Source organism: Sulfitobacter sp. M39 (assembly GCF_021735935.1).
In the GTDB taxonomy this organism is placed as follows: Bacteria; Pseudomonadota; Alphaproteobacteria; order Rhodobacterales; family Rhodobacteraceae; genus Sulfitobacter.
Genome location: NZ_WMDZ01000001.1, coordinates 904,461 through 929,962, shown reverse-complemented (window position 1 = coordinate 929,962; position 25,502 = coordinate 904,461). Strand labels below are relative to the sequence as shown.

Sequence of the window (25,502 nt, the reverse complement as noted above, 5' to 3'; positions counted from 1 at the left end):
GGGTTTCAATGCACCCCGGCGCAGCCATTGCATGAAGATTGCACTTTTCCTACGGTTTTCTAGGACATAAGGTTGATCTGACGTGAAAACGAAGAGGTTTCCAATGGTTCGGGGCGCAACATGAGACTGATCTGTCCCAATTGCGATGCGCAGTACGAGGTCCCGGACGAGGTGATGCCCTCTTCCGGTCGCGATGTGCAATGTTCGAACTGTGGCCAGACCTGGTTCCAGCACCACCCCGATTTCCCCCCTCTCGATGAAGAGGACGACGGCAGGATCAGCACGGTTTCCGCCGCTCTGTCGGCGCGCGATGATGCGGATGATGGCGTCGCGCCCGAACGCGATGCAGATGCGCCCGCCCCAGCAAGCACACCCGAGCCCGACGAAGACGCCGCGGAAGACCCCGACGCGGGCGAACCCGCGCATCCCGCCCCGCCACCGCGCAAGCAGCTTGACCCTTCGGTCGCCGATATTCTCCGGCAAGAGGCCGAGGCGGAACAAGAAGCCCGCCGTCGCCGTCAGGCAGAGACTCTTGAAAGCCAGCCTGATCTGGGGCTTGAAGAAGCAGACCAACCCAGCGAAAGCGACCGCGCGCAGCAGGCCAAGGCCCGCATGTCGCGTCTGCGCGGCGAAGAGCAGCACAGCGTTGCCGAGACCACAGCCGCCGCGGCGGCCGTTGCATCACGCCGCGAATTGCTGCCCGATATCGAAGAGATCAACTCCACCCTGCGCACCGGATCAGAACGGCGCGTGATCCCAAACACGGGCGCAGACGCCGGGCGCAATACCCATGCGGACCCGAAACAGCGTAGCGGGTTCAGCCGCGGGTTCGTGCTGATTGTCGCGCTCGCCTCTGTGCTGGTGCTGCTATACGTCTTTTCACCGCACATCTCGGAAGCGGTTCCCGCACTGCGCCCCTATCTTGCGCTTTACGTCGCGCAGGTGGACAGCGCGCGCCAATGGCTGGACGAGATGCTGCAATCAACGTTGCAATGGCTGGATGCACGGGCGTCGCAGTCGGGCAGCTAAAACGGATCGGGCCCGTCCTTTTGGCGGCCCCGTCCTTGCGTCATCAATCCTATCAGAAGCGGTCCAGCAGACGGCGCAGGTAGTCGCGTTCGACCTCTGGCCGTGTCGCCTCGCCCGAGCGGCGGCGGATCTCGTCCAGCAGTTCACGCGCGCGGCCATAGGCGTCGTTATCCAGCGCCAGATCACCCTCTGACCCCTGCGCGCCATTCGCCCCCTGTTCGCGCCCTAAGGGGTCCGTGTTCTCGGCACGGCGGTTGCCCTGCGCGGTGCCTTGCCCTGGCTCGGACGCTTGCTGATCCTGTTCCATCGCTTCGCCCAAGGCGCGCATCCCCTCGCGCAGCGCTTCCATCGCCTGCGACTGGTTATCGATCGCTTCGGCCAGATCGTCGCGGCGCAAAGCCTCTTCGGCACCGTCCATCGCGCGGCCGGCACGGTCCAGCGCATCGCGCGCAGTGTCACCTTCGGGGGTACCGCCACCGGGCAAACGCCCTTCCTGACGGCGCAGCTCATCGCGCAGCGCTTGCTGACGGTCAGCGATCGATCCCTGTCCCTGCCCCGGTTCGCCCTGGCCATTGTTCTGGCCCGGCTGCTGCCCCGGTTGGCCGGGCTGGTTGCCCTCCTGCTGCGGGCCGGGTTGCTGGCCCTGGTCCTGCCCCTGCTGCTGGCCGTCATCGGCATTGGGATTGAACCGGTCCTGCAAATCGCGGAACGCCCGATCGCTTAGCTCTTGCTGTTCACGCAGGCTATCGGCCAGCCCCTCCATCGCCTGTTCACCCTCGGATTGCCCACCTTCGCCCGGTTGGCCTTGGGTAACGCGCATGTTCTCCATCATCTCCTGCAGCTCGCGCAGCGCCTGTTCCGCCTCGGCCATGCGGCCCTGCTCCATCAGCTCCTGAATCCGGTCCATCATGCGTTGCAGGTCGTCCTGCGTCATCTGCATGGTTTCGCCCTGCTGGCCTTGCTGCTGGTCGCCGTTCTCACCTTCTTGCGCCTGCTGGCGTTGCAACTGGCGCATATAGTCGTCGGTGGCGCGGCGCAGCTCTTCCATCAGTTCGGCGATCTCGGCGTCCGAGGCGCCGTTCTTCATCGCCTCTTGCAGACGTTCTTGCGCCCGGCGCATCCGGTCGAGCGCATCGGCCAGCACGCCCTCTTCCAGTTCAATCGCCAAATCCCACAGATCATCCGCGATCTCGGTCTGCACCTCGTCGGACAAACCATAGCGGGCGCGAATTTCGATACGTTCAATCAGCCGCCGCAAGCGCAGCGCCGCCGTGTCAGAGCGGAACACATCCTCCGGGCGATAGGACACCGCCCGCAAGACCTGCGCGAGGCTGTCGGCATTGCCCTTGGCCCACAGCAGATCGCGCCGCTGTTCAATGACTGCCGCCGCCAGCGGATCGAAAAAGCGTCGTCCCGGCAGGGTCATCTGCGTCGGCGGGGTGGTCGCCTGTTGTTCCGACGCATCCAGCAAGCTCAGTGTCACCGTGACCGGCAGATTGGCCCAAGGATGTTTGGAAAAGTCGTCGATCAGGTTCTCTTCGAAATCGCGGCGGTCCCCTGCAATGGGCAGCGACAGCGGCACGATCACCTCGGCCCGCGGGTCAGGATCGATAGCCAGCCCATAGCGGCGGTCCACAGCGGCCAGATCCAGATCAATCCGCGCCTCGCCCGCTTCTACGCCGTAGTCATCGCGCGCCACAAAGGGCAGTTGCATCTCGCCAAGGGCGGTCACCTCGGGCGGGCCTGCAATCTCCACCTGCGGTTTGGCGTCGGGCAGCATCGTCACGTCCCACGCGCGCCCGTTCGGCCCGTCGATGGCGATCTGCCCGCTTTGGCTGACCTTGAAATCCTGCACGATGGCGGGGGCGTCTCCCTCTGGCTGGGGCTGGCCCGAGACGGTCTCGGAAACCGACAGCGCCCCCACTTCGCCATACATGCGCAGGGTGATCAGCGTGCCCGCAGGCAGGTTCAGCGGCCCCTCCGCAAGGTCGGACAAATACAGCGTCGGCTTGCCGGTATAGCGCGGCGGCTCCGCCCAGCCTTCCCAGACCGGCCCCGAGGCCAAAGCCCCCCCGCCCGCCGTCAGACCCGCAACCGACCCGATGCGCAGCACCGACCCAAAGACCAGCGTCGTAACGAAAGCGAGCAGCGCAACATAGCGCAGGGCAAAGGGATCACGGCGCGCGATGCGCAAGTCCGCAGGCACCGCCTGCGCAGCGGCGGCACGGGCGGCCATGCGGCGTTGGTGCGCCTGCCACACCGTGGCCGAGGCATCATCCCCCGTGCCGATCGCCTGCACATCCATCAGCGCCTGAATGGGGCGTCCGGGCAGGCTGGCGTCCAGGCGGGTCAGCGCCTCTATCCGGCGGGGGATGCGTAAATGGCGCAGCGCATAGACCAGCGCCCCGACAGCGGCCAGCGTCACAGCAACGACAGCGCCCGTCACGACGGACATCGGCACGGTATCGTGCAGCCCCAGCATCAGCACCGCCAGAACAGCCAGCACCAAGGCGATCAGCGGCCAGAACGCCTGCACCAACACCTCGGCCCAGATACCGGCCCAGGTCAGACGCAGGGGCCAGCGGATCGACTTGAGACCCTGCTCGGGCGAGTGGTCGTCATCCTTGGCGGTGAAAAACGTCATGCGGGCCCCGCTTTCAAAAGCCGGACACGCAAGGCGCGGTCACAGCCATTCAGGAATGGTATCGCGATTTATCATTTCGTCAAAGGTCGGGCGTCGGCGGATAACCGCAAATTGATCGCCATGGACCAGCACCTCGGGGATCAGCGCACGAGAGTTGTATTCGCTGGCCATCACCGCGCCATAGGCACCGGCACTGCGGAAGGCCACCAGATCGCCCGCCGCCAGCTTTGGCATCATGCGCTGCTTGGCAAAGGTATCACCGGATTCGCAGACCGGCCCGACGATGTCATAGGGCTGCTGCTCGGCCCCTGCTTCGGCTTCGACGACGGGGATGATATCGTGATGGGCTTCGTACATGGCGGGGCGGATCAGGTCGTTCATCGCACCGTCGATGATCAGGAAATCGCGGCCTTCTCCGGATTTGACATAGATCACCTCGCTCACCATGAGACCGGCGTTGCCCGCGATCAGGCGGCCGGGCTCGATCTCGATCTCGCAACCCAGATGGCCAAGCGTCTTTTGCACCATCGCGCCGTAATCCGTGGGCAGCGGCGGTGCGGCATTGCTACGCTCGTAGGGGATTCCCAGCCCGCCGCCCAGATCCAGACGACGGATGGTATGCCCGTCGGCGCGCAGCTGTTCTGTCAGTTCGGCAACTTTTTGATACGCCAGCTCGAACGGCGTCAGATCGGTCAACTGGCTGCCGATGTGCACGTCGATGCCCACGACCTCTAGCCCCGGCATGGCGGCGGCCATGCGGTAGACTTCGCGCGCGCGGGCGATGGGGATGCCGAACTTGTTCTCGGACTTGCCGGTGGCGATCTTGGCGTGTGTTTTGGCGTCGACATCGGGGTTCACGCGGATGGTGATCGGCGCGACCTTGTCCATCGACAGTGCGACGGCGTCCAGCACCTCCATCTCGGGTTCGGATTCGACGTTGAACTGGCGGATGCCCCCTTCAAGTGCGAGCCGGATTTCAGAGATGGTCTTGCCCACGCCCGAGAAAACGATCTTGTCGCCGGGCACGCCTGCCGCCTTGGCACGCAGGTATTCCCCCGCCGACACGACATCCATGCCCGCCCCCGCCTGCGCGAGCGTTTTCAGCACCGCTTGGTTCGAGTTCGCCTTCATCGCGTAGCAGACCAGATGGTCCATCCCGTCCAGCGCATCGTCAAAAGCCTTGAAGTGGCGCAGTAGCGTGGCGGTCGAATAGACGTAAAAGGGCGTGCCGACCGCGGCTGCGATCTCGGAGATGGCGACATCCTCGGCGAACAGCGCGCCATCGCGGTACAGGAAATGATCCATAGTTTCAGGCTCCTAAGCTTTTCCCGCCGAAAGCTGCCGGCGATCGTTTACGGGCGGCGAACCGCAGGGAAAGGCATCGCGGCAGACCACAGCTTACCCCAATACCAAAGGCGGCGGGAATGGCAATCAGCGCCACCCGCCCCGCCGGTCAGAATGTCTTTGAAACGCCCACATCCACATGCCCCGAGATATGCACACCCGGTTCATAGTTGCTGCGATGCTTGCGGGTGGCGGTATCCGTCGCGGGGGGATAGGCGCGGCTGTCATGGGCGCTTGGCGCATGGCGTTGCGCGCTGTCACAGCCCGCCAGCACCGCCAGCGCAACCACGGCCAGCACCGCCGCGCGGATCACAGCGCCGCCCCCAGACCCAACCGGAACGGGCCGCGGCCAAGGGTGACGCCAGTGCCCACCGACATGCCGGAGGACGACAGCGTCACCGTGCTATTGACCTGCGGCGGCACGGGTTCCCCGTCCACACCACAGGCGGCGAGAGTCAGCAACAAGACAATAGCAGCGACGGGTTTCATCCGATGATCCCTTTCCAGCGGGCCACCTGCGCGCGCACTTGGGCAGGTGCGGTCCCACCATAAGACATACGCGAATTGACGGAATTTTCCACGCCCAAAACGTCAAAGACGTCCGCCGTGATGTCGCCATGCGCCGATTGCATCTGTTCCAGCGTCAAATCCGGCAGGTCGCAGCAGTTCTGTTCGGCCAGCGCCACCAGCGATCCGGTGATGTGATGCGCATCGCGGAACGGCAGCCCCAGCACGCGGACCAGCCAATCGGCCAGATCGGTCGCGGTGGAAAAGCCCGACCCCGCCGCAGCAGCAAGGCTTTCGCGGTTGGCGGACATATCCTTGACCATGCCTTCCATCGCAGCCAGCGCCAGCATCAGGTTGTCAGCGGCGTCAAAGACCTGCTCCTTATCTTCCTGCATGTCCTTGGAATAGGCCAGTGGCAGCCCCTTCATCACCATCATAAGCGCCACATTGGCCCCCATGATGCGGCCGATCTTGGCTCGGATCAGCTCTGCCGCGTCGGGGTTCTTTTTCTGCGGCATGATGCTGGACCCGGTCGAGAAACGGTCCGACAGGGTCACGAAACGGAACTGCGCCGAGGACCAGATCACCAGCTCTTCGGCGAACCGGCTCAGGTGCATGGCGCAGATCGACGCCGCGCTCAGGAATTCAAGCGCGAAGTCACGGTCGCTGACCGCATCCAGCGAATTGGCGGCCGGACGGTCAAAGCCAAGCGCCTGTGCGGTCATGTCGCGGTCAATCGGAAAGGACGTGCCCGCAAGCGCAGCCGCGCCCAAAGGCGATTCATTCATCCGCGCCCGTGCGTCGCGCATCCGGCTCAGATCGCGGCCAAACATCTCGACATAGGCCATCATGTGGTGGCCCCAGGTGACCGGCTGTGCGGTCTGCAAATGGGTGAAACCGGGCATGACCCAGTCGGCTCCAGCCTCTGCCTGACCCAGCAAAGCCTTGATCAACGCCAACAATCCGCTTTCGGCGGCGTCGAACTGGTCGCGGGTCCACAGTTTGAAATCGGTCGCGACCTGATCGTTGCGCGACCGGCCCGTGTGCAGACGGCCTGCGGGTTCGCCAATCACCTCTTTCAGGCGCGCCTCGACGTTCATGTGGATGTCTTCCAGCGCGGTCGAATAGGCAAATGTCCCGCCCTCGATCTCTGACAACACCGTGAGCAACCCTTTCCGAATGGCGTCAGCATCGCTATCACTAATGATGTCTTGTGCAGCCAACATGGCGGCATGGGCGCGCGACCCGGCAATGTCCTGGGCGGCCATACGCTGGTCAAACGAGATCGAGGCGTTGATCGCCTCCATGATCGCGTCCGGTCCGGCGGCAAAACGGCCACCCCACATTTTGTTCGAAGTCGTATCGGTCATCAGGCAACCCCTCGGAGGGAAAATGAAAAAGATTATGCTCGCGCTCGTTTATACGGCCCTTGCCCTTGGTGCAAACCCCAGCTTTGCGCAAAGCGCCGACATCAAGCCCCTGCGCGACGGTGATATGAAGAAACTGGTCGTGCACGATTCCCCCGTTGCCACCTCCTCTGTCGCGTTCCAGCTTGAGGATGACGGCGGCGAGACGACGCTTGAGGCATGGCAGGGCAAATATGTGCTGATCAACTTCTGGGCCACGTGGTGCGCGCCTTGCCGCAAGGAAATGCCGCAGCTGAACGCGCTGCAAAAGGAATTCGGCGGCGATGATTTCGAGGTACTGACCATCGCCACAGGCCGCAACACGCCCGACGGGATCAAACGGTTCTTTGCGGATGCGGGCGTCGACAGCCTGCCACGCCACCAGGACCCGAAACAGGCGCTGGCCAGCCAGATGGGCATTTTCGGCCTGCCGATCACCGTGATCATGGACCCTGAGGGACGCGAAATCGCGCGCCTGCGCGGTGATGCGGATTGGTCGAGCGACAGCGCAAAAGCCATCGTGCAGGCATTGATCGCGGGCAAGGCAGACAGCTAGGCCCGCCCCAAGAAAGCAGGCGATCCGGCAGCGTCAGGCGGCGTGCGCGAGGATCGCCGCTTCGGACATCGACAGATTGCGCCGCGCATAGCCGCCATAGGTATGCGGATCAAAGGCGATCTGCGGAAACTGGTCCAGCAGCCGCGCGCGGTCGGTCGCGTCCAATGTCTCTAGCGCGGCAGAGGCAGGGTGAAAGCTCTCCGTCTCTACTCCATTGGCCCAAAGCACCTCGTGGAAATCGAGCAGGAGGTGGATATAGGTCACCTCGCGCGCATGGGCATCGATGGTGACACTGCGCCCGTTCACCAGATCCCGCGCGGTGACAAGCACCTCGTCCGTGTTGAACAAGTCATGCGCGACGCGCCCCTTCACCAGCATCCGGTGGCTGGGCGACACCAGCAAATCCGCGTCAGGCTGCGCGACCCCCAAAGCACCGGCGCGAAACCGGATGGGGCGCAGTTGCGGCATCGCGAACAATCGCGCCCCGCTCATGCGGCGGCTACCGATCCAGCGCACGGGTTGCAGGCCGTTGTCTTTCGTCTGGACGTGATCGCCCTCGCGCAGCTGTTCGATCCGGCGCGCGCCATCGGCGGTGCGGATCATCGTGCCGGGGGTAAAGCAGATTACACCGCTGCTGTATTGCGCCGCCCGATCCGCCGCGGCGGTGTTCAACGTGTGCTCGACGACCCACAGATCGGTATTGCGCGGCGGCAGCGCGTCAAGGAACATCAGCAGCGGCTGGCTGCCCTGCCCGACCTCGATCACTGTCACCAGATAGGTCTGCGCGCCGTCGGTCACGGTAAAGCTGTTGTCCATCAAAGGGGTGTCGCGGTCGCTGGCAAAAGACCGGTGCGGCGGCGTGGTGCCGTCTAGGGCAGCACCGACCAAACGATGCACCATCCGCGCAGCCCGTCTGCGCAGATCCCCTGCCTCGTCTGCCTGATCCAGCCGCAACACGTCATTCGGCCCGTCAACGCGAAGTGAATCGCCCCGCCACGCCCAGGCTGCCCCCACCTTGAGGGATTGCACCGGTGCGGCGTCCAGCCCGTCTATTTCTGTCTGCGACCAGCTTATGACAAACGTGCCTCGAAAGCCCGTTTTGACCACTGTTCGTGCCTCGTCGTATTATTATTGCCCCAAGGCTATCAAAACCGTTCCCCGCTGGAAAGAACGAATCACCCTATGCACGGGGCTTGCGCGTCAGAAGTCGATCTTGATGCGTACCGAGCCGACAAGCTGGTGATCGGGCTGCGTCTCGTACTCCTTGCCCAGCCACGTCAGACCATAGAAGGCCGAGGCCCGCTTGCCTTGCCAATGCACCCCCGCACGCACACGATCGCGGCGCGGGGTCAGGTCATAGCCACGATCCGACGGCAGGAACACGCTGTCGCTGACCCGCGCGATATCGGCCCCGACGACAAAGCCAAAACCCGTGGCGTCGCGGTTCTGCACCACGCGGTAACGCTGGCCGGTGGTGCTGTCGCGCACCAACATTTCCCCGCGTGTGATGTCGCCAAAGGTCAGGTCAAAGCCCGCGCGAACGAATGTCTCTATCCCCGCTTGCCCCTCGACAAAGGGGCGCAGGCTTGTCCGTGCGCCAATCGGAAAGCTGCGCCCAATCTCGACCAGAACCGTAGGGTGAAAGCCGTTTTCGATCTGGTTATCCAGCACCCGATCAGAGGGCGAGGTCGCGTCGATGATGTCGTGAATACCGCGTTGCAGATCATCCAGATGGGTCTGCGGACCGGTGGCATAGATCGCCGCCCCGACCGAATATTCCACAGCATCGCGTTCGAAATGGGTGTGCATCCCGACGGACAGGGCACCGGCCCACGGGCGCGATCCGGCTTGCGGGCGACGCAGGTTCGCGGGGGCCAGCAGATCTACCCCCAAACGCAGCTCGATCAACTGCCCAAAGCGGTCCGGCAAGCGCCCCGTCCATTCCGGCCCCCAAACGCGGGACGACACATAGGAGCCCGTGCGCTCGCGGTCGCGGAAGTCTGCGATGGCGTCATTGGAGATCAGACGGCCATAGCCAAGGCGTTCCCGCTCTGTCGCCTGCGCATCCACGGGCAGAAGCAAAAGCGCGGCCAATACCGGTAAAAGAAATCGCAGCATCGTCACTCCTATCGCAATGGCAGTCAGGGTCGGCACCCGTTGCCCCTTTGCTACCGCGCCCTGCCGCGTCGCGCCATCCTTGGCACATTTTTCTCGGACGGGCGTGTCCTTGGCGCACAGACCGATTGCGCGATACCGACAATTCGCTAACATAACGACAGTGAAAACCAGCCTTGAGGCACTGATGTCAGACCCAAAATCGCACCCGTCCCGCCGTATCGTCTCGTCCCGTCATCTTGCCGAGGGCGAAGGATGGGAGGCGTCCGAGCTCGAATACGGGATGATCATCGCCTACAACGCCTTCTCGCGCTGGATGTCGCGCTGCATGGCGGCGGCGGGCAATGCCGACCTGACCCCGCTGGAAATTCTGGTGCTGCACAACACCAACCACCGCGACCGTGAAAAACGGCTGACGGACATCTGCTTTCTGCTGAATATCGAAGATACGCATACGGTGAACTACGCGCTGCGCAAACTGCTGAAATCCGGCCTACTAGAGGCTGAAAAACGCGGCAAAGAGGTGTTCTATCGCACCTCCGCCAGCGGGGCCGAGCTAATAGAGACCTACCGCGCGGTGCGCAACACCTGCCTGATCGACAGCATGGGGCGCACCGATATCAAGGGCGACGACCTGCGCGAGATCGCGGCGCAGCTACGCGCGATCTCGGGTCAGTATGATCAGGCCAGTCGCGCGGCGGCGTCGCTTTAACCGCGGCTGCCTAGGGTACTGGCGGCGCGGGCCAGTTCGGTGATCGCCGCCCAATCGCCTTTGCGCATCAGATTGTCCGGCGCGACCCAGCTGCCGCCCGCGCAAACCACATTAGGCAGCGACAGGTAGCTTTCCGCATTGGCAGGGCTCACGCCGCCCGTGGGGCAGAACCGCACCTGAGGCAGCGGCGAGGACAGCGATTTCAGGAAGGGTGCCCCACCCGCAGCTTCGGCGGGGAAGAACTTGAGCATATCATAGCCACGTTCATAAAGACGCATCGCCTCTGACGCGGTGGCGGCACCGGGCAACATCGGCAGGCCCAGATCTTCGGCCGCTTGCAGTAGTTTATCCGTGGCACCGGGCGACACACCAAAGGTCGCGCCCGCATCCACCGCACGTTTGACATCATCGGGGGTCAGCAACGTGCCCGCCCCGACAACGCCGCCTTCGACCTTTGCCATCTCGGCGATAACCTCAAGCGCGGCATCGGTGCGCAGCGTCACCTCTAGCGCGGGCAATCCGCCTGCGACCAAAGCTTCGGCCAGCGGGCGGGCGTGCAGCGCGTCATGCACCACCAGGACCGGCACGATGGGGGCACGTTTACAGATGGCATAGGCAGCGGCGCTGGCGTCTTGCGGGGTCATCGGATCATCCTCTGGTCAGGTTCAAATGCTGCTGGCGCCGGTATCAGCCGCGCCAACCGTGTTGCGGAAAGTGGCAAACAGCTCGCGCCCCTGCCCGTATTCATTGCCCGACAGATCAGCCGTGGCGACCGGGCGCTCCATCGCGCCGGGGGTCAGGACCGTCAGCTGCCCGTCGCGGGCGTCGACGCGCACGATATCACCGTCTTGCAAACGTGCAATCGGCCCGCCGTCCACCGCTTCGGGACACACGTGGATCGCGCTCAATACCTTGCCCGAGGCACCGGACATGCGCCCGTCGGTGACCAGCGCCACCTTCAGCCCGCGCGCCTGCAGGTTCGCCAGCACCGGCGTCAGGCTGTGCAATTCGGGCATGCCGTTGGCCTTGGGCCCCTGAAAACGCACGACGACGATGACATCCTCGTTGAACTCGCCATTGCGATAAGCGTCTTTCACGCTTTCCTGGTCATGGAACACGCGGATCGGGGCTTCGACGATGTGATGCTCCGGCTTCACGGCAGAGACTTTGGTGACCGCATTGCCAAGGTTCCCCGCCAGACGTTTCAACCCGCCCGTGGGCTGGAAAGGGTCGCCAATGGGGCGCACAATCTTTTCGTTCAGCGTCTCGGTCGGACCTGCGACCCATTCGACGGCGCCATCGTTGAGCTTGGGGTCTTGAGTATAGCGCGACAGCCCGTCGCCCGCGATGGTCTTGACCTCGTCATGCAGCAAGCCGCCCGCCATGAGCTGACCGATCATAAAGCCCAAGCCCCCCGCCGCGTGGAAGTGGTTCACATCGGCCAAGCCGTTCGGATAGACCCGCGCCAGCAGCGGCGTGACATCGGCAAGGTCCGAGAAATCCTGCCAGTCCAGCACGATCCCACCGGCCCGCGCCATCGCGACAAGGTGGATCAGCAGGTTGGTCGACCCGCCCGTCGCATGCAGACCGACGATGCCGTTCACATAGGCTTTTTCGTCCAGCACATCGCAAACGGGTGTGTATTCATTGCCCAGATGGCTGATCGCCAGCGCCCGCTGCGTACCCGCAACGGTCAGCGCATCGCGCAAGGGAGTATTAGGGTTCACAAAAGACGCGCCGGGCAGGTGCAGGCCCATGAACTCCATCAACATCTGGTTGGTGTTGGCGGTGCCATAGAAGGTGCAGGTGCCCGGCCCGTGGTAGGCCGCCATCTCTGACGCCATCAGCTCTTCGCGCGTGGCCTCGCCTGCGGCGAATTTCTGGCGCACAATCGCTTTCTCGTCGTTGGAGATACCCGAAGTCATCGGCCCCGCAGGCAGGAACACCGCCGGCAGATGCCCGAAAGCCTGCGCCGCGATCACCAGACCCGGCACGATCTTGTCACAGACCCCCAGATAAATCGCGGAATCGAAAGTGTTGTGGCTTAGCCCGACGCCCGCCGCCATGGCGATGATGTCACGCGAAAACAGGCTCAGCTCCATCCCCGGGGTGCCTTGGGTCACGCCGTCACACATCGCAGGCACGCCGCCTGCGACCTGTGCCGTCCCGCCCGCCGCGCGCGCGGTGTCGCGGATCAGGGTCGGAAAGCGTTCAAACGGCTGGTGCGCCGACAGCATGTCATTATAAGTCGTGATAATCCCGATATTGCCCGTCGATTGCGTCGCGAGCGCGGCTTGGTCCTGCCCCGCACCGGCATAGGCATGCGCCTGACCGCTGCACGAAAGATGCGCCCGCGCTGGCCCTTCCTCGGCGGCGCGGCGCATCCGCGCCAGATAGGCACCCCGGCTTGGCGCGCTGCGTTCGATGATCCGGTCGGTGACACGGGCTACGGTATCGTTCAACATCATGCTTTCCTTCGTGACGTGGGCGGGCCTAAGGGCCTTCCTACAAAGACGTGAATATGTTAGCGCTAACTTATCACGCGCACGTGCCATTTGCAAACCCGTTGCAACGATGGGTAAAACGAATGGCGAAAATTGTCTTTCCCCGCCAAAACAGGTGCCCTAAACAATTCGGATGACACAAATAGACCCTCCTTTCCTGATCGGCGTTGACGGAGGCGGCACTGGTTGCCGCGCCGCTGTTGCCACCCCCGATGGCCGTATCCTTGCCGAAGGCAAAGGCGGGCGGGCAAATGTCAGCACCGATTGCGCCACCGCGATCGACAGCGTGCTCACCGCGACGCGCAACGCGATAGAGAGCGCCGGTCTGGATGTCGCCGACATGCCCCGTGCCGTGGCTCATCTGGGGCTTGCGGGATACACGGGGCCGGAAATGGGCCCGCGCGTGCAGGCGGGTCTACCCTTTGCCAAATCTGTCCTGACCGAAGACACCACCACCACCATCGTCGGTGCCGTCGGAGAGCAGGACTGCCACCTGATCGCCCTTGGCACCGGCACCATCGTGGGCCGCCAAAAGGCCGGCGTGCAGACCTGTATCGGCGGCTGGTGTTATCAGGTGTCGGATCAGGCGTCGGGCGCGTGGCTGGGGCATGGCGTGCTGGAGCAGACCTTGCTCGTCGTCGACGGGATCACCCCCGCCAGCCCCCTGTCTCAGCAAATGCTGGATAAATTCGGCGGTGGCGCGGGCATCGTGCAGTTCAGCCTCAAGGCGCGGCCCGGCGATTTCGCCACCCTCGCCCCCGATGTAGTGCAGGCCGCCGCGGCGGGCGACAGCATCGGACGGGCGATAATGGCCAGCGGGGCCGATTACCTGACCCGCGCCCTGATCGCGCTCGACCACCAACCCGGCGGCCCACTGTGCCTGACCGGCGGCGTCGGCCCCCATTACGCCGCTTATCTGCCCGCCACGCAGACCGCCCATCTGGTCGAAACCAAAGGCCGCGCGCTGGATGGGGCCGTCGCACTGGCCCTGCGCGCCGCGCGGGCATGACCGCCCCCCTCACCGCCTATACCGGCGCGCGCATCTTCGACGGGCACGATCTGCTGACCGGTCACGCGCTTGTGGTGCACCCCGACGGCATCCCGCGCATCACGCCCCTGACCGCGCTGCCGACGGGAGCCAAAACCCGGAGCCTCAACGGGGGCATCCTCTCGCCCGGGTTTGTGGATCTGCAAGTGAACGGCGGGGGCGGCGTGATGCTGAATAGCGCGCCCGATCTGGACACGCTGCGCACGATGGCCGCCGCGCACCGACGGCTTGGCACCCGCGCATTTCTTCCCACGTTGATCACCGACACACCCGCCCATAGTCGCGCCGCCATCGCCGCCGTGGCAGAGGCGTTGCACCTCGGCATGGCGGGTATTGCGGGGCTCCACCTTGAAGGGCCGCATCTGAGCGTTGCCCGCAAAGGTGCCCATGAGGGCAGCCTGATCCGCCCCCTGTCTGACGATGATATGGCGATGCTGACCGATGCCGTGGCCCGGATCCCGAACCTGATGATGACGCTCGCCCCCGAAAACGCCACCCCCGATCAGATCGCGGCGCTGACGCAAGCGGGCGTGCTGGTGTCGCTGGGCCATAGCGATTGCGACTATGACACCGCCATGCGCGCCTTTGACGCCGGTGCCCGCATGGCAACGCATCTGTTCAACGCCATGAGCCAGGCCAACGCGCGCAGTCCGGGGCTGGTGGGAGCGGCGCTTGATCATCCGCGCGTGGCGTCGGGGCTGATTGCCGATGGGGTGCATGTGCATCCGGCCATGATCCGCGCCGCCCTTGCCGCCAACCGCGGCGCGGCAGAGGTGTTTCTGGTGACCGACGCCATGGCGACTGGCGGCTCTGATATCACCAGCTTCACCCTGAACGACCGCGAGATCCTGCGCAGCGACGGACGGTTGACGCTGGCCGATGGAACGCTGGCCGGGGCCGACCTGACCCTGCTGCAAGCCGTGCGCTATATGCACAACACCGTGGACGAACCGTTAGAGCGGGCGCTGGCCCGTGCCACGGTGATTCCTGCGCAATTGCTGGCGCACACCCCCGAAGCGGACCGTGTTGATGCGATGATCTGGATCAACGACGACCTGTCAGAGCTGCACTGGCTGACCGATCTGTAACCCTCACCCAACATCCGCCCACGAAAAAGGCGGCCCGAGCCTCCCCGCGCCGCCTTATATCTTTTCACGTCGCTTACGCGTCGCGCAACGCCCCGATGATCTGGTCGAACGCCTCGCGGGCTTTTGCCCGCATTTCGTCGTCCGTGGCATCCTGAATAGGATGCGGCACCAGCACATAGCGCGCGCCCTCCATGCCTAACGCCTTGCGCTGCGTTTCAGCGGCTTGGCCAAACACGCTTGAAGCGATGGAAACAGACGGGATCCCCTGGATTTCAAACCAGACTGTATCGTGCATACTGCACGTGGTACATGATCCTCAGTCCGCCAGCCCTTCGACCAGAAAGTCGCATTCATCGCGGATCTGGTGGCGCAGCGTGTCGGGGCACGGTTTGGCGAAAGTCGGCTTGGTATAATGCCGGATCTCAACGCCGGGTGCGTTTTCGGTCAGCAACCTGTCCAGTTCATCCAGCAGGATATTGCCGCGCGGCTTGCTGATGTTCAGCAGCCCGACAACCCCCTGCACCGAACCGGACCGTTCGCTGATCTGACGCGCGACGGGGACACGTTCGTCCGTCGGGTCAAGAATTATTGTCATTCACGTCCTCCTCTGCTGTGAAAGCTATCCTAGATCGATCTTTCTGGAAACGGAAATCGACCCCACCTCCCCCGTGGCCCACCCGTGGAACGCGGACGAGAATTTGCCCGCATCACCACCAGCCACGACGATATGGATGTATTCCTTACTCGCGAATTTAGGGGCCATTTGCGCCAGCATCTCTGGCCCCATGCGTTCAGCGTCCGCCACGGGAATACCCGCACCCGAATGGTCATCCTGCACCATCTCTGACAAGGGGCGCGCGGTGACCTCTTGGATACGGTCGCGCAGCCGGTCTTTGGAATAGGGGCCATCGACGGTCAGCGTCTGAATATGCTCGGGGCATACCACCAGCAGCGCATCAATCGGCAGGTTGTGCATCTTCGGCAGGAACACCCCTTCAAGCCCCTGCCCCAACGACCCCGCGATCTGGTCCGGCCTGCGCGAGGTCTGGTCCACCAGATGCACCGGCCCGCCCGTCATGGCAAAGACAGTCACGACCGAATCTTCCACGTTGAACCCGCGCTCCACATGCAGCGGCTCCCATGGCGAGGCCGCCTCGTTCTCCGCAAAGCACATGGTGTATTTCATCGGATTGCCCAGGACCGACCGTTCGACCCCGCCCGTGGTCGCCCCGCCGACATTGCGGATGATCAGCCGCAGCGCGCGCCCGATGGTGGCATTGGCACGGTTCCCCGCACCCAAAGCGCCCAAGCCGCCGTTCATCCCGATCTTGTCAACGATCGGCCCGTTCACCACCATGACCGTCGCCGCGCCCATGGTCGTCGCAGTGACCCCGTGGATATTGAAGTCATCCGTGCAGACGGCTTCGACGGCTGCGATCACCACGGGCAGATATTCAGGCTTACACCCCGCCATCACCGCGTTAATCGCGATCTTTTCGACCGTAGCGGGCCCCATATTCGGCGGCACCGTGGCGATGACATCCTGCGGATCACGATGCGTCCCTTCCAACATGCGGATCACCCGTTCGGGCGTCGGCGGGACCAAAGGCAACCCGTCCGAGAACCCCTGATCGAACATGAATTCCGCCATGTCATCGCCGCTGGCGACCTCGACCTTGCGGGCGCGCAGACGGCTGCCTTCGGCCTCTGCCCGCAGCGCGTCATACACCTCGGGGTCAAAGTGTTTCGACCCGCATCCGGGACGCCAGGCGGGCAGGCTGTCCCAATCGATCTGCGCCGCAGCTTTGCCCGTCGCACGGGCCATCTGGTCGGACAAAGCCTGCCAGTCATCGCGCACAAACCCTTCGAAATGTGTCACGACAGCGCCGCTTTCATCAATCCAGTAGAGCGCGGGCACAATCTCGAAATCCCAGTCGAACGAGGTCTTGCAGCCCGTATCCTCAAGCACCGACATGGTCAGCCCGTGACGCTGTGCGAAATCGGCGTTTTTCTCGCCCGACTGCCCCGGCACCAGAAACCGCACCGCATCGCCATAGGCTTGCGACAGCGCCTGCAGCACCGGACCCGCGATATTGCAGGTCTCGCAATCCTCTTTCACGAAACAGACCAGCGCAGGGCCCGTGCCGTCAAAAGGGTGGGCCACGCCTTGCAGATCCTTCAGGGTAAATTCCGGTTTCCGATCACTCATGTCGCCCCCTCCCAAGTATGCCGCTGCATACTGTGGGGGATCGTCAGGCATGTCCAGACAGGTTGGCGGAGACGGATGGGAATCGAACCCACCACACGCCGTATCGACGCGTCCATGGTTTTGAAGACCAGGGAAGCCACCAGACTCCGGTCGTCTCCGCGTTGCCACACCGTAGCCCTGCCGCAGGGCAAGCGAAAGCCTAATGCGCCTGCGGCGCGATCTGGCGCGTGTCACCAATCCGCAGGGTCATGCCTAGCGCATCCAGATGCTCAAGCAGCGGCACGATGAACTTGCGGCTGGTGCCCAAGGCGGTGCGCGCCGCGCTGGTGGTAAAGGCCGTGGGCGGGGGGAAGATTGCTGCAAGGTTCCGCCGCGCTTGGCCAATGGTCGCCGCGTGAAACACGACCTGCTGTTTCAACGCGATATTCGCCAAGGACACCAACCGCCCCTGTACCACCATCAGCGCGATCAGATCCGCGTCATCAGGCGAATCGAACTGCCGCACATCAGAGGGGGAGGTGCCGCCTGCGCGCATCCTCTCTTCGATCTCCGTCAGGCGGGCAAGCTGTTGCGGGGCCAGGGCTGCCAAGGGGTCATGCCGTGCGAGACAGACCAAACCGTCGCGCAAAACCACCTCTCCGCCCCTAACCAATTCGGCTTGGGCGAAAGGCACCAAACCCCGCAGCGGCGTCACCGGTTGCAGCATCGAAAGCGCCGCCCCCTGCTTGATCGGGTGGTCGGTATGAAAGCGCTGCAAAGCCGCCACCACCGCCGTTTGCACAGCGACAAGGTCGTCGGCCAGCGCGATATGTTCCGGCGATAACCGCACAACGCCCGTGGGCAGCGCAGCCGTCGCATCGCAGCGCGCCAACCGGACAAGATCAGACCACAGCGCCACCCCTTGCCCCTGCGCACACAGCGCTGCGGCAAGGGCAGGGCGATCTTGCTGCTGTGCCGCCTGCATCACCGCCAACCGCCGCCTGTCACCCGCCCCGACTGCCGCGGCCTGCGGGTCAAGGATCATCGCGCCCGCCAGCGTCGCCGCAGGGGAAAGCTGGCGCAGCACCGCCGCCTGCCCGGCAAACCCCACCACGGGGCGTTTAAAGCGCAGCTGCCCCAGCCCCGCGCCCCCCGGCGCGATCTGGCCACCGCCCATCAGCCGCAGGGTCGCAACCTCATGTGCCGTGCCCCACAGCACGCGCAAATCCTGCATATGTTTGACCGGTCGCGAGGCTGTTTCAGAAACGGTCAAGGCCACATCCATGCAAAGCGTCGCCCCCTGCCCGCGCGTACAGATCACATCGCCGCGGGCAATATCCTCTAGCGCGATACCGCGCAGGTTCACCGCGACCCGCTCGCCCGCCGCGACCGTCTCCCGCGCCGCGCCGCGCGACTGCAACCCTCGCACCACCGTCGCAGCACCGCTTGGCTGCACGGTCAACGCCTCCCCAACCGCCAACGCGCCGCCAAGCAGCGTGCCCGTCACCACCGTTCCGCGCCCCGCCAGTGTGAACGCGCGGTCCACCGGCAGAAACGCCCCCCTCGGCGCAGCCCGCGCGGGCAAGGCGGTGAACCGCCGCGCCAAGACCTGCCGCAAATGATCTACCCCGCCAGCGGTCGTGGCCGAACAGGGCACCAGTTCGGCCCCTTTAATGCCTTGCGCGGCAAGGGCATCCTCAATTTCCGTCAGACGGGCGGGCAATGTCACCTCGGGGATCAAATCCGCCTTGGTCACCGCGACCACCGCCACGGGCACCTGCAACAGCCGTGCGATCTGCAGATGCTCGCGCGTTTGCGCCGCGACGCCCTCAACGGCCGAGACAACCAGCATCGCGCCCTGCGCGCCGCTTGCACCGGACACCATGGTGCGGATGAAATCCTCGTGCCCCGGCGCATCAATCAGGTCGAGCGTCCCACCCGACATCTCGCAATGGGCAAAACCCAGCGCGATCGACAGACCACGGGCTTTTTCCTCGGCCAGCCGGTCCGTCTCCATCCCCGTGAGGGCGCGCACCAGCGCCGTCTTGCCATGATCCACATGGCCGATCACAATCACGCAGGCCGATGTCATATGGCGGCGATCGCGCCCAGCGCCGCGACGATATCGGGCAGCTCGCCGTCCGTCACCGTGCGCATATCCAGCCACAGCTTGCCGTGATGGATACGCCCGACAATGGGCACGACGCCATCCCGCAAACGATCCGCGAGGATATCAGCAGGCAGCGCGGCAGAGGCCACCACGACACTAAAACTGTCCAGGTCCTGCTGCGGCAGCGACCCGCCCCCGACATAGGCGGCTGACGCCATCACCTCAGCATCCACCCCACGCACCGGAGCGAGGGAACCCGCGAGCCTTTGCGCCCGCGCCTCTACCTCTGCCAAAGGCTGCGAGAGCGCGCGCAAGACCGGCACCCGCGCCAGCGGATCATGGGGCGGCAGGTAAAGACGCAAGGTCGCCTCGAGCGCGGCCAGCGACAGCTTGTCGATGCGTAACGCCCGCAGCAACGGGTGCTTGCGGAGCCCCGCGATTATATCCGCACGTCCCGCGATAATCCCCGCCTGCGGCCCGCCAAGCAGCTTGTCGCCCGAGAACATGACCAGATCGACACCCGCCTTCAGGATATCCGCCACCACGGGTTCATCGCGCAGCCGAAAGGGGGCAAGGTCAATCAGCACGCCGCTGCCCAGATCCTCCATCAAGATTAGATCCCGCTCCGCCGCCAGTTGCGCCAAATCATTGCGTGACGGGGCGGACGTGAAGCCCACAATACGAAAGTTGCTGGTGTGGCTTTTCAACAGAACCGCCGTATCGTCGTCCACCGCATCGGCGTAATCGCTAAGCCGCGTTTTATTAGTGGCACCGACCTCTTTCAGCTCTGCGCCGCTTTGCGCGATCACATCGGGCAGACGGAAAGACCCGCCAATCTCGATCAGCTCCCCGCGCGAGGCGATCACCTTGCGCCCCGCGGCGGTGCCCGTCAGGGCCAAGACCACCGCCGCGGCGCAGTTGTTTACGATCAGCGCCGCCTCTGCGCCCGTCAACTGGCAGATCAGTGCCTCGGCATGGTCATAGCGCGATCCGCGCTTGCCAGTTTTTAGGTTAAGCTCAAGGTTCGAAGGCCGCGCACCGATCTGGTCCATAGCCTGCAGCGCCTCGGGGGCAAGACGGGCGCGGCCCAGATTGGTGTGGATGATGATACCCGTGGCATTGATGACAGGGCGCAGGTTCGGCTGGCGGGCTGCCTTTATCCGGTCGGCAAGGCTTTGGGCAAAGGGTTCACTGGCGAAATTGGGCAAATCGACCACCCCGCCGCCCCGAATATCACGGCGCAGCTGGTCGAGCGTTTCGCGCAGGGCGCGGCGCACCTCGGCATGGCTGTAGGTCGCAACCAAAGACGCCACATGCGGTTGCTGCAACAGCATCTCGATCTGCGGCAAATGTCTAAGCTGGCTGTTCATGCGTCACGCCCCCCGATGGCTGAACGCGCAGTGTAATCGCGCGGGCCACGGGGGCAAGCCGGAACGCAGGCCAAAGGCGTGCAACCAAGAGGCCCGCCGCGCGGGTTACGCTGCCAGCGCTTCCTTCACCGCGATGTCGGCCATCTGCAAAATCGCCTCGCGGCTATCGGCGACGGCGATAAAGCGGCCGTTGTGGCAGAACTTCGCCCCTTTGACGCCCGATGCTTCCTCAAGCCCGACGTCTTTTTGACCCGCCCAAGCCACCGGCAGATCGGCGCGGTTCTCGAAGGTATCATCCCCCGACCGGATCGTTGTCAGCGTCCATTCCTCGCCGCGCGGGTGGATGACGAACAGCAGATGATCCGCCCCCGCTTTTACCACGGCCCCGCGAAACGGCATCCCCATGGGCAAGTCCAGCACATGGCCCTCGCCCGCGGCATCAATGGCGGTCATCACCATCGCTTCGGCGCGGAACTTGGCGGCTTTGCGACGGATCGACGCTTCGACAAAGGCGCGCGCAATGGGCAAGGCGGCGGCAAAGGCGCGGTCATCCACGCCTTCCTCGCGGTCATCAAAGACGGGTTTCAGGCTTTCCAACAGCGCGGGCAAGGTCAGACCGGCAAACAGCGGCCCCGCCTCTGACGCGTTGACGGCACCATTGTCCAGCAGGTCGATCGGCAGAACAAACCCGCGATCGAAACTGTCGTGGATCGCATTCACATCCGCCTCGGGCACGTCGAGCGCGCGCAGATAATCATGCCCGTAATGCGCCCAGATCAGCCCGAAAGAGCTATAGGGCTGCCCGTCTTCACGCAGCGGATTGGAACGCTGGTGGTGATCGAAAATCCCTGCCTCGGCATCAAAGTCACCGCCCACGTCGTAGATGATGCGCCCCTCGGCCGGTGTGATCAGCGCCTTGTCGCGGCTGCGCAGTACCGTGGCGTCTGGAAACAGCCGCGTCAGGATGACAGAGGATAGGAGTTCATCCGCATGAAAACCGCCGGAGTGGGTCACGAGTTGGGTGATCGTCATGAATGTGTACCTTTGCGCGTCTGTTCAGCAGGTCGAAATGAAAACGGGCGACCGTGCGAGGGGCCGCCCTGTGAATATGTGTCGCTCACACCGCCCGTCACGGGCGTCGTATAAGAAAAGTAGAAAGAATTCGTAAAACTACACCAAGTTTTTCTCAACGCAAGAACGCAGCTCGATAAACCACAGAATACGAGCATCTAAAAGGCCGATCCGCCCTGCCCCCCTTTGGCAGTGCGCAAAAGAGGGGGGCCGAGCAATCATGAATTGAACCGTATACTATGCGCGACGCGTGATGGCGCGCGTGGGCTCATAGCTGGGGGCTGTCATGTCATGCACTTTCGGTCACGGGCGGGGGGATGGCTGTGCCTGAACTTCAATCAAAGTTGGACCGCCTGCCGCCGTGGCCGCGCGTAGCGCTTCGGCGATGGCACCCGGCTTCGTATCACAGCGCCAGAAGGGCAAGCCGCAAGCTTGTGCAACGGCGGCAAACTCCGGCGGGGTCGGATCACATCCGACAACGCTTACGCCCGCATCCACCATCGAGGTAGCGATTTCCTGATAGCCGTGGTTGTTCCAGATGATGAAGCAAATCGGCAGGTTTTCTTGCACCGCGCACATCATTTCAGGCAGGCTGAACTGCGCGCCGCCATCGCCGGCGATGCAGATAACAGGCGTGTCCGGCGCCGCCAGTGCCGCCCCGATTGCAGCAGGGATGCCATAGCCAAGCGCGCCAAATCCGGTGGCGGCGTTGAACCAGCCGCCGGGGCGGTCATGATCATAGTATAGATTGCCTGCATAGATCGGCTGGGCGGAATCGCCGACCATGATCGCCCCCGGAACGGCGCCGCGCACCTCAGCAAGGGTATCACAAAGCGCGCGCATCTCCGGACCGATTTCTTCGAAGGCCCCCTCGCGGGCCTTGGCGGCCCGCGCGGCCCCGTCTGGTGCCGCATCCCCGTCGACTGCAGCATTCAGCGCGTCAATTGCAGAAGCCGCATCGCCGACAATCGACAGTTCTGCCGCATGGCGGGAAAGCTGTTCAGCGCATATATCGACGCGAATAAGCCTCTGTATCTCGGGCATGGTGCCGGAGGCGTACATATCATAATCGGTCGGGCCCAATTCGGTGCCCAAAGCCAGCACGACGTCCGATTGCGCGATCAGCCCGCGCACGGCTTGCAGGCTGGGGCTCGCTGGTACGCCTAAGGGATGATCAAACATAACGCCGCGTGCATTCACCGTCTGCACCACCGGCGCGCCTAGCTTTTCGGCTAGGGCGCGCAGGGCATCCCCCGCTTTTCGGGCCCCGCCACCGGCAAGGATCAAGGGTGCCTTACTCTGCGCCAATATCGCTGCTGCTTCTGATATCTGTTCGCCAGACAGCGCAGGCACAGCGGCGATAGACTGGGTGGGCGCTTCGGCGGCATAGGGCGCGCCGGCCACGTCCAGCGGTATCTCAAGATGTGTGGGTCCCGGTCGGCCGGACTGGAACGGGTCAAAGACTTGGTCGAGCATGGGGGCCAGGTCATCGGCGCTTTCAACACGTTCCGAGACCAGCGCGACGGTCCGTGTCGTTGCCCGTTGATTCGGCAGCTCGTGCAGATGACCCATGCCTTTGCCAAGGCTGGTCAGCGTGTTGACGCCAGAGACCACCAGCATCGGCACAGAATCCGCGCGGGCTTGGCCCATTGCGGTCAGCGTATTGGTCAGCCCCGGCCCTGTGATGACAAAGGCAACACCGGGCTTGCCCGAAACCCGTGCATAGCCATCCGCCATAAAGCCCGCGCCCTGTTCGTGTCGGGGTGTCACGTGACGAATACCCGAGGCCGCCAAGCCACGGTAAAGCTCGATCGTGTGTACGCCGGGGATGCCAAAAACACAGTCGACACCGCGATCTGAAAGTTGGGCGACCAGCGCCTCGCCAATACTGCTCATGCTATTTCCAATTCCAGTTGTGCCGCGTGCCGGATGATCCGGTCACAGGCTGTATCAAAGGCCGCGTCGCCGGTGGTCAGCGCCACTCGCACCCAAGCATCAAGCGTTTCACCAAATGACGCACCGGGCATGACCGCAACGCCGGCGTGTTCAAGCAGGTGCATGGCATAGTCGGTGCCGTTCATTCCGGTGGCGGAAACGTCGATCATGGCGAACATACCCGCTTCCGGTTGGTGAACTTTCAACGGGCTCTCTTGCGACAGGCGGCGATGCAGACGCTCGGCGCGGGCGGCAAAGCGCTGCTTCATCCCTTCGGCCACGGGCGACCCTTCGCGCACTGCTTTTTCGGTCATGTCAGCGATGAAGGGCTGGTTGCCAAAAAGCATGGTCTCCGACAGCGGCAAGAGGGCCTCGGTAAAGGCTTCCGGTCCGATGCACCAACCGCTGCGAAAGCCCGGTGCGGCGTGGGATTTTGAGATCGAAGAGACGACGATGGTGCGGTCAGCCAGCTTCGGATTCCCCAGAGGCGAGCAAAATTCAGAGCCGTCAAAGGTGAGATCTTCGTAGACCTCATCAGAGATAATCCACAGATCATGGGCAATTGCCAGTTCACCCACAGCATCAATATCCGCGCGGGTCAGGACCGAACCCGTGGGATTATGCGGCGTGGTCAGCAGAATTGCCGTGGTCTGCGGGGTGATCCTTGCAGCGATGTCATCGGCATGAATGCGAAAGGCGTTTTCCGGCCGCAACGGGACTGGCACGATCTCGGCACCGCTGGAACGGATAACGCCTTCGTAAGTGGCATACATGGGATCACCGACCAAAACCTGCTGTCCGGCCTCGGCCACGCCCAACAGCACCGCATAAAGTGCTGTCTGCGTGCCGGGAAAACACATAGCTTGGTCCGGCGTGATGCGGCGGCCCGCGCTGCGCGAATAGCGCTCGGCCAATGCGGTGCGCAGCCCTATTTCGCCTCGTCCGTCAGAATAGCCGGTACGGCCACGGCGCATTGCATCAGCCGCGATGTCCACAAGCGCGTCGGGTGTGGGCACATCCGGCTCGCCGATGGTCAGTTCAATAATATCACGGCCCTGTGCGGCAAGCTCGCGGGCCTTCAGGTGAACTTCCCATTTCGCGCCGCCAAGCCCCGCCAGCCGTTGCGTTATATCTGTCTGTCTCATGTCTGTTGCCTTACGTTTGCGAGGTCTATCCCAAGGATTGCTCCGACGGATCTAATTCCGATTTCTGAAAGCTCGTCCGCTGCGAAAGCGCTTGGAAGAACACCACCTTCCATCCACAGACCGTCGATCACGGCGTTGCAAGCAATCGCCAGATGCCGCAGTTCTGGCGCCGAGCGTGGCTGATCTGTTTCGTTCAATACGGCCGCAATCAACGCCTCAAGGCGATTGCGATATTTGTAGTAGGTCCGTTCGTGACTTTCGCGCATCTGCGCGTCGTCATGGACCTTGGTCAGGAACCCCGCCCAAAGACTGACCGAACCGGCGTCGACAACCGGCGGCGTCAGGCTGCCGACGACGAACGCCGCCAACCGCGCTGCTGGCGCGTCACTGTCGGCATCCACAAAGGCAGATGTCAGATCAGTGAGCCGGTCCATGTGATGTTCATAGGCGGCGACAATCAGCTCTTCTTTCGACGAAAAGTGATGCCGAATCATACCTTGTGACACATCCGCACGGCTAGCGATCGTCCGGACCGTCGCAGCCTGAACGCCTTTTTCGGCGATCACCAACAAGGTGGCCTTTATCAACGCCTCCCTGCGGTGGGCTGCTGGCTCTCGTTTGAACTTGGGCGTGTGATCCGACAAAGGGCGCTTCCGTATTCCGTAATTATACACTTGGATAATTGCGGAATACGGCCCCGATTTCAAGGCAATATTTTCGGCGGCACCAA

The 25,502-nt window shown here is 63.6% G+C and carries 22 protein-coding genes and 1 tRNA gene; 5 read left to right on the top strand and 18 right to left on the bottom strand.

Annotated features, from left to right (window positions below):
• Positions 1-120 precede the first annotated feature (120 nt).
• Positions 121-1,029: a zinc-ribbon domain-containing protein gene (locus GLP43_RS04480; RefSeq protein WP_237278361.1), complete on the top strand. Its 909-nt coding sequence runs from the start codon at positions 121-123 to the stop codon at positions 1,027-1,029.
• A 52-nt stretch (positions 1,030-1,081) separates the two neighbouring features.
• On the opposite strand, the gene GLP43_RS04475 is transcribed toward GLP43_RS04480, so the two are convergent.
• From GLP43_RS04475 to argH, 5 genes are all read right to left on the bottom strand, one after another.
• Positions 1,082-3,673: a TIGR02302 family protein gene (locus tag GLP43_RS04475; RefSeq protein WP_237278360.1), complete on the bottom strand. Its 2,592-nt coding sequence runs from the start codon at positions 3,671-3,673 to the stop codon at positions 1,082-1,084.
• A gap of 39 nt (positions 3,674-3,712) precedes the next feature.
• Positions 3,713-4,978 (bottom strand): diaminopimelate decarboxylase, encoded by a 1,266-nt coding sequence (gene lysA, locus GLP43_RS04470; protein WP_237278359.1) that lies wholly within the window; start codon positions 4,976-4,978, stop codon positions 3,713-3,715.
• 148 nt (positions 4,979-5,126) lie between these two features.
• Positions 5,127-5,330 (bottom strand): hypothetical protein, encoded by a 204-nt coding sequence (locus tag GLP43_RS04465; protein WP_005851483.1) that lies wholly within the window; start codon positions 5,328-5,330, stop codon positions 5,127-5,129.
• A complete protein-coding gene (locus GLP43_RS04460; protein WP_237278358.1) occupies positions 5,327-5,506 on the bottom strand; it encodes a hypothetical protein in 180 nt (59 codons plus the stop codon). The genes GLP43_RS04465 and GLP43_RS04460 overlap by 4 nt, the downstream gene beginning before the upstream one ends.
• Positions 5,503-6,894, bottom strand: coding sequence for an argininosuccinate lyase (gene argH / locus GLP43_RS04455; RefSeq protein WP_237278357.1), 1,392 nt, complete (start codon positions 6,892-6,894; stop codon positions 5,503-5,505). The genes GLP43_RS04460 and argH overlap by 4 nt, the downstream gene beginning before the upstream one ends.
• Before the next feature lie 22 nt (positions 6,895-6,916).
• On the opposite strand from argH, the gene GLP43_RS04450 reads away from it, so the two are divergent.
• Entirely contained in the window at positions 6,917-7,486 is a 570-nt protein-coding gene (locus GLP43_RS04450) for a TlpA disulfide reductase family protein (protein ID WP_237278356.1), read from the top strand.
• 33 nt (positions 7,487-7,519) lie between these two features.
• Here the strand turns inward: GLP43_RS04450 and GLP43_RS04445 are convergent, their stop codons facing one another.
• Together GLP43_RS04445 and GLP43_RS04440 are read right to left on the bottom strand one after the other, a co-directional pair.
• Positions 7,520-8,593 (bottom strand): Hint domain-containing protein, encoded by a 1,074-nt coding sequence (locus tag GLP43_RS04445; protein ID WP_237278355.1) that lies wholly within the window; start codon positions 8,591-8,593, stop codon positions 7,520-7,522.
• A 93-nt stretch (positions 8,594-8,686) separates the two neighbouring features.
• Complete coding sequence (locus tag GLP43_RS04440) at positions 8,687-9,604, bottom strand: lipid A-modifier LpxR family protein (protein ID WP_237278354.1); 918 nt, start codon at positions 9,602-9,604, stop codon at positions 8,687-8,689.
• Positions 9,605-9,788: 184 nt separating this feature from the next.
• Between GLP43_RS04440 and GLP43_RS04435 the strand changes: the two genes are divergently transcribed.
• A complete protein-coding gene (locus GLP43_RS04435; RefSeq protein ID WP_174226595.1) occupies positions 9,789-10,313 on the top strand; it encodes a winged helix DNA-binding protein in 525 nt (174 codons plus the stop codon).
• Here GLP43_RS04435 and eda read toward each other — a convergent pair.
• Both eda and edd read right to left on the bottom strand, forming a co-directional pair.
• Positions 10,310-10,957: a bifunctional 4-hydroxy-2-oxoglutarate aldolase/2-dehydro-3-deoxy-phosphogluconate aldolase gene (gene eda / locus GLP43_RS04430; RefSeq protein WP_005851466.1), complete on the bottom strand. Its 648-nt coding sequence runs from the start codon at positions 10,955-10,957 to the stop codon at positions 10,310-10,312. The genes GLP43_RS04435 and eda overlap by 4 nt on opposite strands.
• Positions 10,958-10,978: 21 nt before the next feature.
• Positions 10,979-12,781 (bottom strand): phosphogluconate dehydratase, encoded by a 1,803-nt coding sequence (edd, locus tag GLP43_RS04425; RefSeq protein ID WP_237278353.1) that lies wholly within the window; start codon positions 12,779-12,781, stop codon positions 10,979-10,981.
• Between the two features lie 169 nt (positions 12,782-12,950).
• Between edd and GLP43_RS04420 the strand changes: the two genes are divergently transcribed.
• The gene (locus GLP43_RS04420; RefSeq protein ID WP_237278352.1) at positions 12,951-13,826 is read left to right on the top strand and encodes a BadF/BadG/BcrA/BcrD ATPase family protein; all 876 of its coding nucleotides are present in this window, start codon (positions 12,951-12,953) and stop codon (positions 13,824-13,826) included.
• The gene (nagA, locus tag GLP43_RS04415; protein WP_237278351.1) at positions 13,823-14,953 is read left to right on the top strand and encodes an N-acetylglucosamine-6-phosphate deacetylase; all 1,131 of its coding nucleotides are present in this window, start codon (positions 13,823-13,825) and stop codon (positions 14,951-14,953) included. Before GLP43_RS04420 ends, nagA begins: the two co-directional genes overlap by 4 nt.
• A gap of 73 nt (positions 14,954-15,026) precedes the next feature.
• Here nagA and GLP43_RS16315 read toward each other — a convergent pair whose 3' ends face one another.
• The 9 genes from GLP43_RS16315 to GLP43_RS04365 all read right to left on the bottom strand — a co-directional run bounded on the left by GLP43_RS16315 (position 15,027) and on the right by GLP43_RS04365 (position 25,416).
• Positions 15,027-15,548: a UGSC family (seleno)protein gene (locus GLP43_RS16315; RefSeq protein ID WP_258182285.1), complete on the bottom strand. Its 522-nt coding sequence runs from the start codon at positions 15,546-15,548 to the stop codon at positions 15,027-15,029.
• A 24-nt stretch (positions 15,549-15,572) separates the two neighbouring features.
• The gene (locus tag GLP43_RS04400; RefSeq protein ID WP_237278350.1) at positions 15,573-17,162 is read right to left on the bottom strand and encodes a TlpA family protein disulfide reductase; all 1,590 of its coding nucleotides are present in this window, start codon (positions 17,160-17,162) and stop codon (positions 15,573-15,575) included.
• A 63-nt stretch (positions 17,163-17,225) separates the two neighbouring features.
• A tRNA-Sec gene (locus GLP43_RS04395) sits at positions 17,226-17,320 on the bottom strand.
• 41 nt (positions 17,321-17,361) lie between these two features.
• Complete coding sequence (gene selB / locus GLP43_RS04390; RefSeq protein WP_237278349.1) at positions 17,362-19,233, bottom strand: selenocysteine-specific translation elongation factor; 1,872 nt, start codon at positions 19,231-19,233, stop codon at positions 17,362-17,364.
• Positions 19,230-20,621 carry an L-seryl-tRNA(Sec) selenium transferase gene (gene selA, locus GLP43_RS04385; protein WP_237278348.1) on the bottom strand — a complete coding sequence of 464 codons (1,392 nt, stop codon included), beginning with the start codon at positions 20,619-20,621 and terminating at the stop codon, positions 19,230-19,232. Before selA ends, selB begins: the two co-directional genes overlap by 4 nt.
• A 105-nt stretch (positions 20,622-20,726) precedes the next feature.
• Positions 20,727-21,653 carry an MYG1 family protein gene (locus GLP43_RS04380; RefSeq protein WP_237278347.1) on the bottom strand — a complete coding sequence of 309 codons (927 nt, stop codon included), beginning with the start codon at positions 21,651-21,653 and terminating at the stop codon, positions 20,727-20,729.
• A 342-nt stretch (positions 21,654-21,995) separates the two neighbouring features.
• The gene (locus GLP43_RS04375; RefSeq protein ID WP_237278346.1) at positions 21,996-23,588 is read right to left on the bottom strand and encodes a 5-guanidino-2-oxopentanoate decarboxylase; all 1,593 of its coding nucleotides are present in this window, start codon (positions 23,586-23,588) and stop codon (positions 21,996-21,998) included.
• The gene (locus GLP43_RS04370) at positions 23,585-24,772 is read right to left on the bottom strand and encodes a pyridoxal phosphate-dependent aminotransferase (protein WP_237278345.1); all 1,188 of its coding nucleotides are present in this window, start codon (positions 24,770-24,772) and stop codon (positions 23,585-23,587) included. The genes GLP43_RS04375 and GLP43_RS04370 overlap by 4 nt, the downstream gene beginning before the upstream one ends.
• Positions 24,769-25,416, bottom strand: a complete 648-nt coding sequence (locus GLP43_RS04365) for a TetR/AcrR family transcriptional regulator (protein ID WP_237278344.1) — start codon at positions 25,414-25,416, stop codon at positions 24,769-24,771. Before GLP43_RS04365 ends, GLP43_RS04370 begins: the two co-directional genes overlap by 4 nt.
• Between the last annotated feature and the right edge of the window lie 86 nt (positions 25,417-25,502).

Coding starts and splice junctions, on each gene's coding strand:
- GLP43_RS04450 (WP_237278356.1), top strand. CDS start 6,917: ATGAAAAAGATTATGCTCGCGCTCGTTTATACGGCCCTTGCCCTTGGT.
- GLP43_RS04480 (WP_237278361.1), top strand. CDS start 121: ATGAGACTGATCTGTCCCAATTGCGATGCGCAGTACGAGGTCCCGGAC.
- argH (WP_237278357.1), bottom strand. CDS start 6,894: ATGACCGATACGACTTCGAACAAAATGTGGGGTGGCCGTTTTGCCGCC.
- GLP43_RS04475 (WP_237278360.1), bottom strand. CDS start 3,673: ATGACGTTTTTCACCGCCAAGGATGACGACCACTCGCCCGAGCAGGGT.
- GLP43_RS04435 (WP_174226595.1), top strand. CDS start 9,789: ATGTCAGACCCAAAATCGCACCCGTCCCGCCGTATCGTCTCGTCCCGT.
- selA (WP_237278348.1), bottom strand. CDS start 20,621: ATGAACAGCCAGCTTAGACATTTGCCGCAGATCGAGATGCTGTTGCAG.
- GLP43_RS04400 (WP_237278350.1), bottom strand. CDS start 17,162: ATGAGTGATCGGAAACCGGAATTTACCCTGAAGGATCTGCAAGGCGTG.
- eda (WP_005851466.1), bottom strand. CDS start 10,957: ATGACCCCGCAAGACGCCAGCGCCGCTGCCTATGCCATCTGTAAACGT.
- GLP43_RS04380 (WP_237278347.1), bottom strand. CDS start 21,653: ATGACGATCACCCAACTCGTGACCCACTCCGGCGGTTTTCATGCGGAT.
- selB (WP_237278349.1), bottom strand. CDS start 19,233: ATGACATCGGCCTGCGTGATTGTGATCGGCCATGTGGATCATGGCAAG.
- GLP43_RS04460 (WP_237278358.1), bottom strand. CDS start 5,506: ATGAAACCCGTCGCTGCTATTGTCTTGTTGCTGACTCTCGCCGCCTGT.
- GLP43_RS04375 (WP_237278346.1), bottom strand. CDS start 23,588: ATGAGCAGTATTGGCGAGGCGCTGGTCGCCCAACTTTCAGATCGCGGT.
- GLP43_RS04440 (WP_237278354.1), bottom strand. CDS start 9,604: ATGCTGCGATTTCTTTTACCGGTATTGGCCGCGCTTTTGCTTCTGCCC.
- lysA (WP_237278359.1), bottom strand. CDS start 4,978: ATGGATCATTTCCTGTACCGCGATGGCGCGCTGTTCGCCGAGGATGTC.
- edd (WP_237278353.1), bottom strand. CDS start 12,781: ATGATGTTGAACGATACCGTAGCCCGTGTCACCGACCGGATCATCGAA.
- GLP43_RS04370 (WP_237278345.1), bottom strand. CDS start 24,772: ATGAGACAGACAGATATAACGCAACGGCTGGCGGGGCTTGGCGGCGCG.
- nagA (WP_237278351.1), top strand. CDS start 13,823: ATGACCGCCCCCCTCACCGCCTATACCGGCGCGCGCATCTTCGACGGG.
- GLP43_RS04420 (WP_237278352.1), top strand. CDS start 12,951: ATGACACAAATAGACCCTCCTTTCCTGATCGGCGTTGACGGAGGCGGC.